We start from the raw sequence: 16,040 nt of genomic DNA, 5'->3' as shown, positions 1-16,040 counted from the left end.
AATGAACAGATCTCCGGTTTTAGTAGATAGTTCCGTTTGGATCGAATTCTTCAAAAACTCTAGGCCTACTCATTTAGATCAGTTTCTTGAAGAAGATATAGTTTCCACTAACGACATTATCTTATGCGAATTAATTCCAAACTTAAAGCTTCAACGAAAGACAGAAGCTATTGAAAGCTTGTTTTCAATTGAAAAGATCCCATTTGCTATTGATTGGGACTTGATAAGGCAATATCAAATTCTTAATCTCAAAAATGGAATAAACAAGGTTGGTATTCCTGACTTGATCATTCTACAACAAGTGATTGAAGAAAACCTGACTTTATATTCTTTTGATAAGCATTTCAAATTGATGCAAAGCTTTTTGAACTTCAAATTGATCTCCTGAAATAACCTTTTAGAAAAAAATCCAAGAGGTTGATAATCCATAAAGCCATAAGTATTGAAACTAATTTCGGATGAAAACCAACCTCCAAAAAATGCTAGACGGAGAGGCTTACGACTCCCGTGATCCCGAACTCCTCGAGCTTTACCATCGAGCTCGGGCCTTAATTTTAGCTTACAATACTTGTGATAGCCGGGATTTGGACAGGAGAAATGAGCTGATCAGTCAACTTTTGGGAAAGGTGGGAAAAGGTGTCTGGATCGAAACTCCCTTTTTCTGCGACTACGGAATCAACATCGAAATTGGGGAAAACACTTTTGTCAACACCAATTGCATGTTCCTCGATGACAACAAAATCACCATCGGAAAAAATGGACTGATCGCTCCCTATGTGCAGATTTATACAGCAACACATCCGCTAAAAGCTTCCGAGCGAATCTATCAGGAGGGCGAAAGCACACGATATCATACTTCCACCAAACCCGTGACCATAGGTGATAATGTTTGGATTGGAGGAAATTCGGTCATTTTTCCCGGTGTCACGATCGGAGATAATGTGACCATCGGTGCGGGTTCGGTGGTGACCAAAGACCTACCGGATGATGTATTGGCTTTTGGAAATCCATGTCAGGTGGTGAAGAAGCTATAAATGAAATATCCACCAACGGTTAGCCAAAATCTGCCCCACACTTTTATTTTAGCATCTAAACTAAAACCCAATGAACAAAATCTACCGCTATGGCCTTGGGCTTTTGCTTTTGGTGTCTGTCAAAGTGCAGGCCCAAAATCAAGTCATCGATGCCATTATCAAAGAGGCAAATGAAAATTCTCAATTGGAAACTCTCGCCCATGAACTTCTGGACGGGATTGGTCCAAGACTCGTGGGTACCCCACAAATGCAGCAGGCTCATGATTGGACAGTAAAGCAATACCAAACATGGGGTATCGATGCTAAAAATGAAAAATGGGGCGAGTGGAGAGGTTGGGATCGTGGGATCACCCATATCGATATGGTCGAGCCTTGGGTGAGAACCTTGGCTGGAACACAGCTTTCCTGGAGTCCTGCATCACCGGAAGGCGGCTTGACCGCTGAAGTGATCGTTTTGCCAGATTTGGCAGACTCAGTTGCTTTCCAAAAATGGCTTCCGTCGGTGAAAGGCAAATACGTCATGATTTCAGCTCCACAGCTCACCGGACGTCCGGATGACAACTGGGAAAAATGGGGAACCGAAGAATCTTTCGAGGCCATTAAAGAGAAAAGAGAAGCCTTGGAGAAAGCTTGGCTTGAGCGCACCCAAAAGACCGGGAAAAACCGTACGGCACTTCCTGTAGCATTGGAAAATGCAGGGGCGGTAGGGGTGATTACTTCCTATTGGTCTAGGGCTCTGGGTGCAAATAAAATCTTCTCTGCCTCTACCAGACAAGTGCCCACCATTGATCTTTCGATCGAGGATTATGGGATGCTGTTTAGGTTGGTGGAAAGCGGTAAAAAACCGAAAATCCACGTCAATGCCCAGTCGAAAGAAACCGGATTACAGCCCACTTTTAACACTATCGCAGAGATCAAAGGAACCGAAAAACCAGAGGAATATGTGATGCTTTCCGCACATTTGGATTCTTGGCAGGGCGGCACCGGAGCTACAGATAACGGGAGCGGTACTATCCTGATGATGGAAGTAATGCGCATCCTGAAAAAAGTGTATCCAAATCCCAAGCGAACCATCTTGGTTGGCCATTGGGGATCTGAAGAGCAAGGCCTTAACGGTTCCCGAGCTTTCGTAGAAGATCATCCCGAAATGTTAGAAAAAATCCAGGTCCTTTTCAACCAAGACAACGGAACCGGCCGAATTGCAAATATTTCAGGTCAAGGTTTCGTGGATAGCTATGAGTACCTAGGCCGCTGGCTCAACAAAGTCCCAAGAGAGATCACCAGAGACATCGAGACTACTTTTCCCGGCAATCCGGGTTCGGGCGGAACGGATCACGTTTCCTTCGTGGCTGCTGGAGTTCCTGCCTTTAACCTAAGCTCTTTGGCTTGGGATTATGGCACGATCACTTGGCATACCAACCTGGATACCTACGACAAATTGGTCTTCGACGACATAAAAAATAACGCCATCCTAACCGCCATCATGGTCTATATGGCTTGCGAAGAAGAAAATATGGTATCCAAAAAAATGAGAATTCCTGTTGATTTCCGCACCGGTGAACCGACCGAATGGCCAAGCAAGAGATCACCTACTCGTCAAGGCGGAATTTTGTTTCAGCGTATCTCGAGATAAAATAAGCCTGTAGAATTATTCTTTCTGTATTAATCAAAAAATTTGTCACCTCGGAGGATTCAAGGTTTCTAGACTCCCCTGAGGTGACATTTTTTATACTTTAAAGTGATTCAAAATCAATCCTACTGTTTCTTTAAAAGCGAGCTGCCATCCCAATTTTTCCGTTGTGTTTCAGGCACGGGTATTTCCAAAAAGTCAACCAAACTGGGTAAAATATCCACCATTGCCGCTTTTCCCGAATGAAACCGATCCAATAAATTTTTAGCATTAGTCACCATCCAGATTTCCCGCTCGGAGTCACTTTGACCTCCATGGTCTTTAAAGTCAGGGGCTTTTCTGCCGTGGTCGGTCGTAATCCAGATTAACCACTTTTCCCCAAACTTCTTTTCCCTCAACTGAATGGCTTCCCAGATTCTTCCTACTTGCTCATCAGCCAATTCTACAGCAGAGGTCAATTGGGGGCTTTTTCCAAACCGATGTCCCATATCATCAGTAAATTCCAGATAAACCCATGACAAATCCGGAGCCTGAGTTTTCAGAATATGAGCTGCTTCAAATGAAACCAGATTATCAATCTTACGGATGTAGTCCTTGTCCGAATCATGTGGATAAGTCAGGGTGTCTTTCTCAAATCCATCAAAAGCAAAATCCAACTTCAAGTTTCCAGTTTCTTTAAGCCCCTGTCCCAGTAGCTTGGTTCGATTATCTTCCCAAGTAGAGAAAATCGCCAGTTTGGAATTTGGTTTTGCCTCTCGCATCAACCTAAAGATCGTCCAGTACGAATAATTTGGAGCTGCAATGTCATTATCCCAGACATTGTGCTTATTGGCCCAAGTGCCTGTGAGGAGCGAATTATAACCCACGGCGGAAATCGTAGGAGTTTCGGAATCACCACCCTTTTCTCCTCCTGTATAAGCTCTCGCATAGCCACCAATAGTCGCAATCTTATCCAAATTAGGTGTAGAGGTAGCTTCCAGTTCTCCAGCAGGAATCCCGTCAAGAATAATAAACACCACCTTTTTTTCCTGAGAAAAGGTCGGTAGAACCAAAAGATTGATTGACAAAAACAGCAAAAGCCGATACCAAATAAACCTGTCCATTAGAATTACTTTTTGGAAATAAAGCGGAATTTGTACCTTTTACCAAACCCCAACCCTATGAGAAAGATCCTTTTTGCCTCCATCTTGATTCTGTTGGCAATACAGGTCAAGGCACAATCCGTCGCCGATTACATTTCTGCCCCTTTTCCCACTTACATGACTGCGGCTCCCGATGGAAAAGCAGTTGCTTGGGTGTTCAATGACAAAGGCGAACGAAATGTTTTCTACGCCAAAGCTCCAAACTACGAAGCCAAAAAACTGACAGAATATAAAGGAGACATCGGGGTGGATCTTGGACCTGTGGTTTTTTCTCCGGATGGAAAAACCCTGCTTTTCGTAAGGGGAAATGGCCGAAACTCGGCCGGTCAGCCTGCCAATCCTGCTCAGCTCCAAGAAAACACAGATAAAAAAATCTACAGTCTTGATCTTGAAAGCGGCGAATCGAGATGGTTTTCACCAGGAACCTCGCCTGTTTTCAGCCCAAATGGAGAACAAGTCGCTTATTTGATCGGAGGTTCGGTTTATCTGAAGGCAGCTTCAGACACGACTGATTCAATCAAGCAGCTTTTCACCGCGAGAGGCAGTGCTTCCATGCTCTCATTTTCTCCGGATGGAAAATACCTCGCCTTTGTTTCGGGACGAGGTGACCATTCCTTTGTGGGTCTCTGGGATTTGGAGAAAAAACAATTGACCTACCCTGAGGCCAGTTTGGATTTTGATTCCTATCCTGCTTGGAGCCCAGACGGGAAAAAACTGGCCTACCTAAGAATCCCCAACATCTTAAATCTTTTGCCTTTTACTTCCATTAAAGAAGCCAATCCCTGGAGTATTCGGGTTTTGGACTTGGCAAGCATGAAAGCCGAGGAAGTTTGGAAAGCAGATCCGGGTCGGGGTTCAGTCATGGTAGATGATCTACCGGCCATCGGCGAACGTCTTTGGTGGACTCCAAACGGTTCCTTGGTTTTCCCTTGGGAAAAGAACAATTGGATGCAACTCTATGCTGTCAACCCTAAAACTAAAGAGGTTAGACACTTGACTCCGGGCGAAGGACAAGTAGAATGGGTGCAAAACTCTTTTACCAAAAACGAATTGTTGGTCACTCATAATATCGGAAACATTGATCGAAGACAAGTGTCTCGACTGGACTTATCCACATTTGAGTTGGAACTCTTATCCGATCCGCAAACCATTAATTGGGCTCCGGTGCGGATAGAAAATGGATTGGCTTGGTTTCAATCCGACTGGAACCAACCCGGCTGGCCGATGATCCAATCATATGGGAAAAAGAAAATGCTAGCCGAATCCTATTTCCCTGCAAATTTTCCCAAAACGCTCAGCAAACCCGAGCCTGTAAAAATCAAAGCCAAAGACGGGTTTGAAACGTCTGCCCAACTTTTCCTTCCAGCCAATTATGATCCCAAAAAGAAATATCCGGCAGTAATCTTTATCCATGGAGGTAGTAGAAGACAAATGCTTTTGGGCTACAATTATGGTTTGTATTATTCACATACTTATGGCGCCCAGCAGTTTTTTGCTTCTCAGGGCTACATCGCCTTAACGATTAACTATCGAAGCGGAATCGGCTATGGGATGGATTTCCGTGAGGAAGAAAATTACGGGGCCGGAGGTGCCAGCGAAGTGCGGGACGTGTTGGCTGCTGCAGATTTTCTTGCAGCCCGATTGGATGTCGATCCGTCAAGAATTGCACCTTGGGGCGGAAGCTATGGAGGCTATCTGACAGCGCATGCACTCTCTCAAGCTCCGGAAAAATTCCATGTGGGTGTGGATATCCATGGCGTACACAACTGGAACAATGACATTCCGGTTTTTGCACCTTGGTATGCTCCGGAGAAGTTCCCAAAAATGGCCGAACTAGCGTTCAAATCATCCCCTATGGCCTATGTGGATAAGTGGGTCGATCCGGTACTTTTGATCCATGGAGACGATGACCGGAATGTGCTTTTCTCCGAAAGCGTGGAACTGGCTGAAGTGCTTCGTAAACAGGGAGTTGAAGTGGAGCAACTGGTCTTTCCGGACGAGGTTCATGCTTTCCTTTTACACCAAAATTGGGTGAAGGCTTTTGATGCCACTTACCAATTCATAACAAAATATTCTTTGGCGAAATAGGAAGGTTATACACAGAAACTAGAGGAAAAAATTAAGGAAAATCCTGACAGGTTTCAAAAACCTGTCAGGATTGATTGGACAAGTTATCCACAGCAGTAACTGCATCTTTTAATCGCTTTTCCCGATCCCCGGAAACGATCAAATAGGGGAAGCCACTTTGCTCGGCCAACTTTCGATACTTCTCAAAAAAATACTGCCGCATCTCCAATTCCGGATATTCCCGAAGCGGATCGGGTTCCCAAGGCAAATCGGTATCCGTGAGCAAAATCAACTCGTATTTTCTTACCTGGATTTCTTCCAAAACCCAAGGATCCGTTTTCCCAAACCGATGCTCCGACCAAATGTGGATAACCCTCAGATCGGTATCACAAAAAAGGAATTTTTGGGCCTTTTCAGCCAATCGATCCTCTAACTCAAGTTGCCCTTTTCCAATTTCTGCCAAGTCTTCAAATAGATAAGGTCGGTCTATTTTTTCCAGATATTCCCGGGCAAATTCGAGGACCCAAGGTTCGCCGAAATGATTGGCCAGATCTTCCGCCAAGGTACTTTTTCCCGTAGATTCCGGACCCAGAATCAATATCCGCTTAGGCTTTTGCATAGGTTTTGGCTGATTTGATCCAAGCAAAAAGGCCCATGGTAGCTAGGACAGTAAAAAACAAAAACTGAAATGAGGTTAACACCAAGCCTTTGTAGAAATACAAAGGCACCGAAACCAGATCCGTAATGATCCAGAAAATCCAGTTTTCCACCTTTTTCTTTGCCATCAACCACATGCCGACAAATGCCGAAGCCGTGGTAAATGAATCCCAATAGGGCACATCGCTGTCTGTAAAATTGCTCAGGACCAAAACCAAAGTAGGATAGGAAACCGCAAATAGGACAGCCGAAATCAACCAGCCTTTTCCATCCAGCCAAGTCACGGGCAGGACATCTTGATTTTCCTTTGGATGGGTCCATACGTACCAACCATAAATAGACATGGCAAAATAATAGGCATTAATCCCCATGTCTGCATAGAGCTTGTATTCAAAGCAAATCCAAACGTAAATCAGCGTGGAGACAATCCCCGTGGGATACACCCAGATATGCTCCCGCATGGAATAAAACACCGAGGCAATCCCAAAAAATACCGCCACCGCTTCCAGCCAAGTCATGTTTTGAATGCCTTGAGCAAATCCGTCGAGGAGAAATTGAAAATCCATGGCCCGAATTAAGGAAAATTTATCCCAACCGAAGTCATCTAGAGCAACTAAAGCTCAAAGTCTTGCTTTCAATCTCCACTGGAATGCTCCTGATTGTAATTAAATACGGCTTTTTTAGCTTTTTCAGCAGGGATTGCTCCAGAAGGCTTAGGGTTCAAGTAGACGGCAAAAAGGGAATTGGACACAAATGTCCCAGTATTGGGTGCACGTGGAAGGGGATTTTCTGCTTCTATTCCTCCATAAATGTAACCGGCCAGGATTTTTTCTCCATTTGGAACCTTAGATAGCCGAATTATACCATTTTCAAAAGCCAATCCTAAGTCTACCAAGGCCCGATTGGGAATAAATCGGATACTTGCGCCTAATAACCTGGATCCTGGAATGGGCTTCGGAAGAATGTACTCCGCGTAGGATCCATCGCTGGAAACTTGGAATGTGCTGATGTCAGCAATAAATGGAAAACCATCATTACGATGTTCTACCGTGACGGAATCATAGACGTTCTTTTGAGCTGGGGTCTGGAAATAATAATATGCACTGATTCCACCAAAGAAGGTATGAAAAACCGAATTAAGTGAATCCCCCTCCTGTACCACACTGATTACCGGGCATTCATATTGGCTGAATCTCTGTCGAATGTCCTTTTTGATCTCAGGATTCTGTGGGCCTGAGATGTAAATTGGATAATCATACGCTCCGATTATTCCTGGCAAAAACACTCCGCCCATCGCTGCAATCCGTGGATTGAGGGTTACCGGGTCGATGTCCTCCAAGAGATTTCCGTCTCTGCGGTGAAAGGGCCTTTCTGCATCACTGGATTTGGTGCTACCATAGCTTAAAATTTCAAGTGAATTTCGCTTCAAGGTGAAAATCCGGATTTCCTCCGTGTACTGTTGGGTAAAATCCGAACCCCCAAATGCTCTGTATTGCCCATCGAATCGCTGACCAAAAACGAGGTAAAAATTCCCGTTGAGCAAAAATAACTCCCCTCCTGTCACCGCATATCGCTCATCCTTTCCGATAGAAATCAATCCTTTAATCTGATCTGCGGAGGCCCCGGATTTTATAGCTTTGATCATGTCTTCCACTTTGAAAGCCATCATGCTAGGAAAGGTGATCATGTTTGAGCCATCTGCTTTCCACCCATATCCTCCCGCAATGTAAAACTGATCTGATGCCCGATCGTGATACGCCTGCATATTGGTGGCGGACAGCGGGGCGGAAAGTTCATCACCAAGCTGGTTTACATCCAATGACCATTGCTTACCTGTGGAAGGGTCAATGACAAACATAAAGTGATTGGAACTGTCACGTACAAAATTACTTCCCTCTGATTTGAAGGTATGAAGTCCCTGCTTTCTTCCACCCAAAATCAACAACTCTCCACTTTTACCCATAACATGTACGTAGGATTGCAGTCGTGGAAGTGGCTGTTCATTCGAGAAAGTCTGTTCCACGAATTCTAAGGAGAAGGGTAGCACATCTGCCTGTACATTGGGATCGTTGATCTCCACCAATTGGGCGTTTTCCGCTAGTCCAGACGAATTCTCATTGGAACCTGAACAAGCAAAAAGGAGTATGGCAGGGCTGAAAAGCAGTAGGCGTCGAAAATTGAGAAGGTTCAGATTCATGGCTGAGTGGAAGAAGGTGTGGAGTAAGAGTTACCAGACTGAAGGTTTTTGATGAAATGCATCACCGTGAGGATTTTTTCGGGGGAAAGATCACGGGTGACTGGCATGTAGCGTGGGTCAGTTACCTCTCGGCTGAGGTAATAAGGGATGGCGCCATTTTGTATCCCCAATGGGCCTGGGTTTGGATCATTATATCCACGTGACCAGGGAGGATTGAATGAAAAAATATTGAAGGTGTGGAAATCAGAAAGGTCAACTTTCTCCGTCATGCCGGGAAAAAGCTTAACATAACCCTGGAAAATCCGGAGGATCTCATCCCAACTTGGGTTTTCGTTTACCTGATACTGGGACCAGACCAAACAGGAAATCATGGCATTTTGGTCCACAGGAAACTCTTGACTGGTGCCCTGAGGCCTGAGATTGATGAAGTATAATTGGCCATCCAACAGGGGAGTGCGGAATCCCGGATCCGCGAGCACGACCAAGGTGATCGTTGCAAATCCATTTGCGTCAGTTGGTTGGGATTGGGCCATTAGTGCCCCTTCCGCCTGCATCGTATTTCCGGGATTGGAGGGTGGTACAGTCGCTCCGGGGGTATTTCCATGGACACTGACCACTTGGCAATCCAATAGAACCCCGGCTTTGGGTTTTCCGAGTTGGCTGACATATGCTTTTACTTGAGCCTTTGCACCGGGATTACCTGACATGCGGACGGGACGGACTTCCACTTCGATTTGATAGGCATTGGGATCCTCTTTGAAAATCTCCGGATCTCCAATATCTGTGCGGGATGTTTTGAGAAGAATAGGGTTATTTCTTACAAGCTCAAGCCAGTCCGATTTAATGGGCAATTCTGCGATATGAGAATACGTATTCGCACAAAATTCAGAATAGTCCAGATTGCCCAGAAGTTGGTGCTTGCCGTCCTTCGTTTTGACCCAAACCGACAGATCGCCTAGATCTACTGGTCCTCCGCCTGCTTTTTCCCGGCATATTCCATTCGCCAAATCCACCACCAGCATTTTTCGGGTTTCATCCAAAAAAAACGGGCATTTATAAAATGTAGGATAGTACCATGGGTCTGTCTTAACCTGCTCTCGGCCTTGGAGCCACCTAACCCCGGGGTTGTATCGGGGTTCATTGGGATACACTGGGCCAAGTGCCCCGAGGATTCTCCCGGTTTGGTAATGCTGGTCTTCGGGTACATTTCTATACCCATCCACTATGAATCGGATGGATAGCAGGTAATACCCATCTTCTTGCACTGTTTTGGTTTTTAATTCATCCAGAGCCGCTGAATTACCCTGCTTTGGCCAATCTTGGGTTTTTACCCGAATGATGGATTGATAAAAACCACAAGCATTCATGTCTCCTCCAAAGCTATCTTGGCCATAATCAGAGTCACTCCAGCTTCTTGTGGGAAGTACGGCCAGCCACCACAAGTGATTGAGCACTGCGGGATCTACTTTCCCTTTTAGCCTTGTGCTTGAATCGATTGGAATCTCTACTTCCATCCCAAAAATCGTCGGTACTCCCTGTTGATAGACATCCAGGTCCACTATTTTGGCCGGGCTTGGCATGTCAGTGGTTAGAATTGGAAGTCCTACCAGATTATCCTGGACTTGGCCTGAGGTACCGATTACCGAAGTTACCAAGCAGTCTCTCAATTGAAACCGATGTAATCCTTTTGGGTTTTGCCAGGGTGAGGGTCTGGTATTGTCTACCTCATAGTGTGTGGGATCATTATTGACGGTAGAAGGATCGGTGAAAAACCGCCCACTAAAATTGATACGGGGAAAGCTGAAATAACTCATAGCGATATAAGTAAGGTTAAAATCTGATAGGGAACCCAAAAAACAGGTAATGTCTATACTTTTGAATTTTATCTGTCAAGTGCCCGAGTTGGGTAGAAGGCTTGACAGACTTGAATTTGGAAAACTCGGTTATTTAGGCTCTACAAAGTACATTTCGATAGATCCTTTATTTTTTACCTGGATTTTTCCTCTTGGAATACAGTGAAACTTTTCCTCCACCAATTTCTTGGTGTCCTGACTGACATTGATTTTTCCGGCTTCTCCGGCAGTTTCCATTCGGGATGCGATATTGACCGAGTCGCCCCAGATGTCGTAGGCAAATTTGTTGAGCCCCACGATGCCTGCTATCACCGATCCGGTATGGATTCCGATCCGCATATCGATCAGATTTTTTCCGCCTGACAAGTTTTCCAACTTGTGTTTTTGGATCCATTCTCTGATTTCCAAAGCGGCAAGTATCATGTTGGAATGGTCAAAGTCTTTCCGTTCATTCAAGCCACCCGCGCACATGTAGCTGTCACCGATGGTCTTGATTTTTTCAATCCCATACTTTTCAATGATCCGATCAAAATGAGAGTAGAAATCATTGAGTTCGGCCACGAGCTCTTCAGCACTCATTTTCTCACAAATGGACGAAAAATTGACAATGTCTGTAAACATTACACTTACCTGATCAAAACTCCTGGCTTTGGAAGTGCCGTTTTGCTTGAGTTCCTCTGCGATATCCAAAGGGAGGATATTTAAGAGCAACTCGTCTGATTTTTCTTTTTCCTCCTGAAGTTCTTGCGTTCTCAGTCTGATTTTTTCCTCCATGTTTTCATAGAGAAGGGCATTTTCGAGCGAGATGGCCATCTGGCCAGACAAAATATGGATCAGGTCGATTCGGTCTTTGGAGAAAGCTCCGGCAATAAGATTGTTTTCCAGATAAATGATACCTGTACATGAATTTTGCTTGATCAGAGGAACGCACAAGACGGACTTCACTTGGTTTGCCTGGAAGTATGGATCTCTTAGCCAATGACGGTTGGCAGCAGCATGATCCAGGATGACACTTTCCTTTTGCTTGGCCACCTGTTTGATGAGTTCCTTTGGCAAATTGGAAACCGATTGGAGCGTGGTGTTTTCATGAAACTCAGGGCGCTCAACTTCAGCGGTATTCTCTGCCTGAACTTTCCAGGATTGATGATCATCCTTCATCAAAAAGACTATACGTTGAGCTCCGGCATTTTCTAGGATTATCCGCATCATTGTCTCCAGCAAATCCTTCAATCGGATCTGTTTGGAGATCGCTTCAGTAGATTTGATTACAGACCGAAGATCCACATCCAATCCTCCGTTGGAGTTTGCCAGATTATGTTGCACTAATTCTCCTATGCGAAGGTCTTTTTCCGAAAAATTTGTTTCAGATTTTTTCTTTTTGAGCAACTCTACCACACTATTGGCTCCCAAATACCCATAGAGATTTAAGGCGTCCTGAAGATGGAAAAGGGCGATTTTTTTCTTTTCCTGGACTAGGTTTAACTTAAACAGAAGTGCATTGGCAAGGGCTTGAATCTGCAAGTATTCATACGTCTCTGAAGCTTCGATTGTTTGGTGGAGCAACTTCTCCGACTCAGCCAAGTGTCCTTTCATCCTTGCAAATTCCGCTTCTAAAATCAGCTTTTTAGCCAGGAAATTAGCCGGACAGGCCTCGCTGTATTTCCTAAATTTGGATAAAATCGCCCTCACTTTTCGTTGATCTGCAAATGAGGCTTTCACTCCCTGATTCTTTGCTGCCAGGATCAAGCCCTTATAAAAAAAATGTTCGGCAGTATGGAGCATCCCGGGGGAATCCGACAAAAACCCGTCTGAAATCCTGGCTATCCGGGAGGCGTCCTCATATTTTTCATAGAGATAAAGAGCCTGCATCTTGTTGATGTAATAAAAATGGGCAAAGTGCCGGGATCTGAAATGCTGGAGTTTTTCAACATAGATCGTTTCATCGAACTCCGAATCGCTGTAAGACTCGGGAGAAACTGTCTGAGATCTAAGATTTTTGATGGTCTGAGTTACGGCTGATAGAGTGAGCAAACCCTCCTCGTTGGAGATTCGGCTTAGGAAATCATTATAGGATTTGGCTGTTTCCAAAATCTGATCAAATCTTACTCCGCGCATGAAATAGCTTTGAATTGTGGCGCTGGCTGCGCAGCTGGAATGAAATTGATCCCCTGACTCCAAGCCTGATTCATAGGCTATTTGCCAGAATTTTTCCATTTCCAGCGCCGGTTTTTGCCATGGAACTGCAAAATATCCGGTCACGAAATTTGCTTCGGCACGGGAGGAATGGCTTTTATATTTTTCGACCAAAGCCAAGGTCAACTCTCCGAATTTGAATCCCTTGTTCCACTGCTTGAGTATCCCGCTGTGAAACACCGGGCCAAATCCCAAATAGCCAATAATCGCACCTTCTGAATTACCGTGCTGGAGCGATACATTGACCATTTTGGCGCAAAGTGCCACACACAATTCAGGCTGAATTTGAAAAGCGGACTGACCTGCAGCGGCCATGAGTTTGACAGCAATTTTGAGCTTTTCATCCTGCATTTCAGGCAAGTCGATCAACTCCTCCAATTTCCTTTTTCCCTTGAGTATCTGGAATGTGAGAAACTCCTTGATCAATACTGGAGGAGTGAACTTAGCGGGGATTTTTACCCCCAAGGCCTGTGTCATCTCCCAACAACTTCTGAAAGCATCCTGAAATCTCCTCAGGTTATTGTAAAATTGGATAATCCGAATGGTCACTTTCGCCTTGTCAATCTCATCTGTGGCAAATCTTAAGGCCTCTCCGAAATAAAATTCTGCATCTTGATTGAATCCGCTGAGATGTTCGGATTCTGCGCGTTGGAGATGAAGATCCCGTCGAAGCGTCCCCGAAATGTCCATGGAAAAATCTTTGACCAAGTCCATCGCTTTTTTGATATACGCCAGAGAAGACTCATAGGAGTTGGAGGATTGTGCCCTGGTGCTAGCCATCAGGTTGAGCTCCACCAACCTTCTCGACAAAGCCTGGTCTCTGATCAGATCTGATGCAAAATTGAAATGATCCACTACGATGTACAGTTGATCAGTCAGTTCAAATCCGGCTTTCGATTTCAGGTAGCCGACTGCAATCTGAAAACGAATCTCCTTCTTCTCAGCATCACTCATCAAGCCTAAGGCAGCCTGTTGGATTTTGTCATGCTGAAAGGAGTAATCTCCATCATCAGATTTGTCCTTGATGTTGATATTTTCCAGGATACAAAGTTTCTCCGCGAGTTGCATTTGCAGATCCAACTCCTCCTGAGGCACCTGGACCAATTCGCACAGGGTGGAAATAGAAAACACACTACCGATGCAGGAGGCATATTTCAGGCTTTGCTGGACCTCCTGAGGAAGCCTGAAGAACAGTTCAGTCATCAAGTCTATGACATTGTCACTGATCTGCACGCGGTTGACTTTTTCAGGGCTATAACTCCATTCATGGGAATTAGCCGAAAGGTAGATCGCCCCCGTCTCATAAAGGGTCAGCAAACACTGGCGAACAAAAAACGGATTACCCAGGGTTTTTCTAAAAACGGTTTCTGACAACTGTTCCGCTTTTGCCACTGTAATTCCCAAAGATTCTGAGATCAACTGGGCCACCTTTCCTTTTTCGAGAGGTTTTAAATGAACCTCCAAAATATGGACATGATCAGACCGTAGTCGATCGATCATCAATTTAAGGGGATGGGAATCCGAAACTTCATTTTCCCGATAGGCACTGATTACCTGCAAATTGCGGAGTCCGGGATCATGAAGGGTACCTTCCAACCACCTCCTTGTGGTCGAGTCCAGCCACTGAAGGTCATCCAAAAATATGCATAGGGGGTGATCTTCACGGGCAAAACAACGAACAAAACTGTTGAAAACCTGGTCAAAGCGATTACTGGACTCATTGACCGATAGGGACGGAACAGAAGGCTGAGGGCCTATCAGTAATTCCAAGTCGGGGAGAATATCCAAGATAATCTGACCGGAATTTCCCACTGCCTGAAGAATCACGTTTTTCCAAAAAGTACGCTGCTCCTCACCCAAAATCAGGAGCTGATCAATGAGATCATTCAAGGCGCCCAATAGTGAACTCAGTGGAGGGTTTTTCTTGTATTGTTCGAATTTACCACTGATAAAAAATCCTCCTTCCAACTCCACGTGCTTTTGAAACTCCTTGACAAACCTGGATTTTCCCACTCCCGAATACCCTGAAACAAGGGCCAACTCGACTGGCCCGGATTGGATTCGTTTAAATGATTTTTCCAAAATCAACAATTCTTCCTCTCTGCCATAAAGCTTGGAGGAAATCTGAAACTGATCTGATTGGTCATGAGAGCCCAAAGAAAACTCAGTGATTCCATTGGTATCCAGAAGCCGGTCAAGACACTGCTCTAAATCGTATAATAGACCTGTGCAGGTTTGATATCTTTCCTCCATGTTTTTTTGAAGGAGTTTGATGACCATGCGGTTGATCATCTCCGGAAGATCAGGTCTTAACTTGGAAGGAGACTCTGGTACCAAAGCCAATTGGGCATGAATCAACTCAATGGGGTCTTCTATCTTGAAAAGTTTGCCTCCTGTCAGCATCTCATAGAAAACTGCCCCCAGTGAATAGAGATCTGACCTGAAATCAATCGGCCTGTTCATCCGACCGGTTTGTTCCGGTGAAATGTAATGTAGACCAAGTTCCATCGCCTCGGAGACACTGGCATAGGACAAATCCCGCCCCCGTTCCACGGCAAAATCAAACCCCCAAATTTTCACCTGCTTGGCTTTGGGCTCAATCAGGATATGTTCAGGATTGATATTCTTGTGAATGATCTTTTTACTATGCAGGTATAATAGACCTTTTGTGAGTTCTATTGCGATTTTCAAAAAATCCAAAATACTCAGCTTTCCCCCAGAAAGATAAGCTTTGAGTGATATGCCTGAAATTTCCTCGTTGACCAAAACAGGAAGGTTTCCCATGCGGTCCATTTCCAAAATGCCCAATAGATTGGGATGAGATAACTTGGAAAGTAAGTGAAATTCCTGTTTGAGTAAATTAATATCCCGGAAACTAGGAAAGTCGGTTCTAAACGTTTGGATTGATACAGGATTCCCTTCAGGTATTCGATTGGCTTTGTAGACCACATACCTGTTATTTTCACTTATTTTTTGAGAAATATTGTACTTCGTATAAATCATCTTAAAAACGTTAAAAGCTTACTTGATCTAGTACAAAAAGCCTCAGTTACCAATCACGATTTGAAACAGTCAACATAAAAGCTTCTTATTAAAGTATAAATTTTTAATTAAGAAATTTAATTTTTCTCAAAATATTCCATTAAGAAACAATGTTAAGTAATGAATTTTTTCCCTGACTTGTACCACGCTGATCAGCCCATGGCATTATTCATTACCTTATTAACTTTTCTCCCACTTGCCGGGTTTGATTGTTAACTTTGCCAG

At 44.5% G+C, this 16,040-nt stretch carries 10 protein-coding genes; 4 read left to right on the top strand and 6 right to left on the bottom strand.

What is annotated here, in order from left to right; translation table 11 throughout:
- The first annotated feature begins 1 nt into the window (after position 1).
- The 3 genes from DDT91_RS02655 to DDT91_RS02645 all read left to right on the top strand — a co-directional run bounded on the left by DDT91_RS02655 (position 2) and on the right by DDT91_RS02645 (position 2,667).
- Positions 2-388, top strand: a complete 387-nt coding sequence (locus tag DDT91_RS02655) for a PIN domain-containing protein (RefSeq protein ID WP_187174582.1) — start codon at positions 2-4, stop codon at positions 386-388.
- A 70-nt stretch (positions 389-458) separates the two neighbouring features.
- Positions 459-1,034: a sugar O-acetyltransferase gene (locus DDT91_RS02650; protein ID WP_187174581.1), complete on the top strand. Its 576-nt coding sequence runs from the start codon at positions 459-461 to the stop codon at positions 1,032-1,034.
- 70 nt (positions 1,035-1,104) lie between these two features.
- Positions 1,105-2,667, top strand: coding sequence for a M20/M25/M40 family metallo-hydrolase (locus DDT91_RS02645; protein ID WP_187174580.1), 1,563 nt, complete (start codon positions 1,105-1,107; stop codon positions 2,665-2,667).
- Between the two features lie 122 nt (positions 2,668-2,789).
- Here the strand turns inward: DDT91_RS02645 and DDT91_RS02640 are convergent, their stop codons facing one another.
- Positions 2,790-3,767, bottom strand: coding sequence for an alkaline phosphatase family protein (locus DDT91_RS02640; protein ID WP_187174579.1), 978 nt, complete (start codon positions 3,765-3,767; stop codon positions 2,790-2,792).
- A gap of 57 nt (positions 3,768-3,824) precedes the next feature.
- Here DDT91_RS02640 and DDT91_RS02635 point away from each other — a divergent pair, with 57 nt between their 5' ends.
- The gene (locus DDT91_RS02635) at positions 3,825-5,894 is read left to right on the top strand and encodes a prolyl oligopeptidase family serine peptidase (RefSeq protein WP_187174578.1); all 2,070 of its coding nucleotides are present in this window, start codon (positions 3,825-3,827) and stop codon (positions 5,892-5,894) included.
- 64 nt (positions 5,895-5,958) lie between these two features.
- Here DDT91_RS02635 and DDT91_RS02630 read toward each other — a convergent pair whose 3' ends face one another.
- The 5 genes from DDT91_RS02630 to DDT91_RS02610 form a co-directional block, all read right to left on the bottom strand.
- A complete protein-coding gene (locus tag DDT91_RS02630) occupies positions 5,959-6,492 on the bottom strand; it encodes an AAA family ATPase (RefSeq protein ID WP_187174577.1) in 534 nt (177 codons plus the stop codon).
- A complete protein-coding gene (pnuC, locus tag DDT91_RS02625; protein ID WP_187174576.1) occupies positions 6,479-7,096 on the bottom strand; it encodes a nicotinamide riboside transporter PnuC in 618 nt (205 codons plus the stop codon). Before pnuC ends, DDT91_RS02630 begins: the two co-directional genes overlap by 14 nt.
- A gap of 68 nt (positions 7,097-7,164) precedes the next feature.
- Positions 7,165-8,727: a hypothetical protein gene (locus DDT91_RS02620; protein WP_187174575.1), complete on the bottom strand. Its 1,563-nt coding sequence runs from the start codon at positions 8,725-8,727 to the stop codon at positions 7,165-7,167.
- On the bottom strand, positions 8,724-10,541 hold the full coding sequence (locus tag DDT91_RS02615) for a hypothetical protein (RefSeq protein WP_187174574.1): 1,818 nt from the start codon (positions 10,539-10,541) through the stop codon (positions 8,724-8,726). Before DDT91_RS02615 ends, DDT91_RS02620 begins: the two co-directional genes overlap by 4 nt.
- A gap of 129 nt (positions 10,542-10,670) precedes the next feature.
- Entirely contained in the window at positions 10,671-15,776 is a 5,106-nt protein-coding gene (locus DDT91_RS02610; RefSeq protein ID WP_187174573.1) for an adenylate/guanylate cyclase domain-containing protein, read from the bottom strand.
- Positions 15,777-16,040 lie beyond the last annotated feature (264 nt).

Source organism: Algoriphagus sp. AK58, assembly GCF_014324365.1.
In the GTDB taxonomy this organism is placed as follows: domain Bacteria; phylum Bacteroidota; class Bacteroidia; order Cytophagales; family Cyclobacteriaceae; genus Algoriphagus.
The sequence above is the reverse complement of the archived record's forward strand: the minus strand, read 5'-3'. Positions and strand labels throughout refer to the sequence as shown.

What these genes read in the sequence shown, in the direction of transcription:
- DDT91_RS02655 (WP_187174582.1), top strand. Translation starts at nt 2, where the DNA reads ATGAACAGATCTCCGGTTTTAGTAGATAGTTCCGTTTGGATCGAATTC.
- DDT91_RS02650 (WP_187174581.1), top strand. Translation starts at nt 459, where the DNA reads ATGAAAACCAACCTCCAAAAAATGCTAGACGGAGAGGCTTACGACTCC.
- DDT91_RS02645 (WP_187174580.1), top strand. Translation starts at nt 1,105, where the DNA reads ATGAACAAAATCTACCGCTATGGCCTTGGGCTTTTGCTTTTGGTGTCT.
- DDT91_RS02640 (WP_187174579.1), bottom strand. Translation starts at nt 3,767, where the DNA reads ATGGACAGGTTTATTTGGTATCGGCTTTTGCTGTTTTTGTCAATCAAT.
- DDT91_RS02635 (WP_187174578.1), top strand. Translation starts at nt 3,825, where the DNA reads ATGAGAAAGATCCTTTTTGCCTCCATCTTGATTCTGTTGGCAATACAG.
- DDT91_RS02630 (WP_187174577.1), bottom strand. Translation starts at nt 6,492, where the DNA reads ATGCAAAAGCCTAAGCGGATATTGATTCTGGGTCCGGAATCTACGGGA.
- pnuC (WP_187174576.1), bottom strand. Translation starts at nt 7,096, where the DNA reads ATGGATTTTCAATTTCTCCTCGACGGATTTGCTCAAGGCATTCAAAAC.
- DDT91_RS02620 (WP_187174575.1), bottom strand. Translation starts at nt 8,727, where the DNA reads ATGAATCTGAACCTTCTCAATTTTCGACGCCTACTGCTTTTCAGCCCT.
- DDT91_RS02615 (WP_187174574.1), bottom strand. Translation starts at nt 10,541, where the DNA reads ATGAGTTATTTCAGCTTTCCCCGTATCAATTTTAGTGGGCGGTTTTTC.
- DDT91_RS02610 (WP_187174573.1), bottom strand. Translation starts at nt 15,776, where the DNA reads ATGATTTATACGAAGTACAATATTTCTCAAAAAATAAGTGAAAATAAC.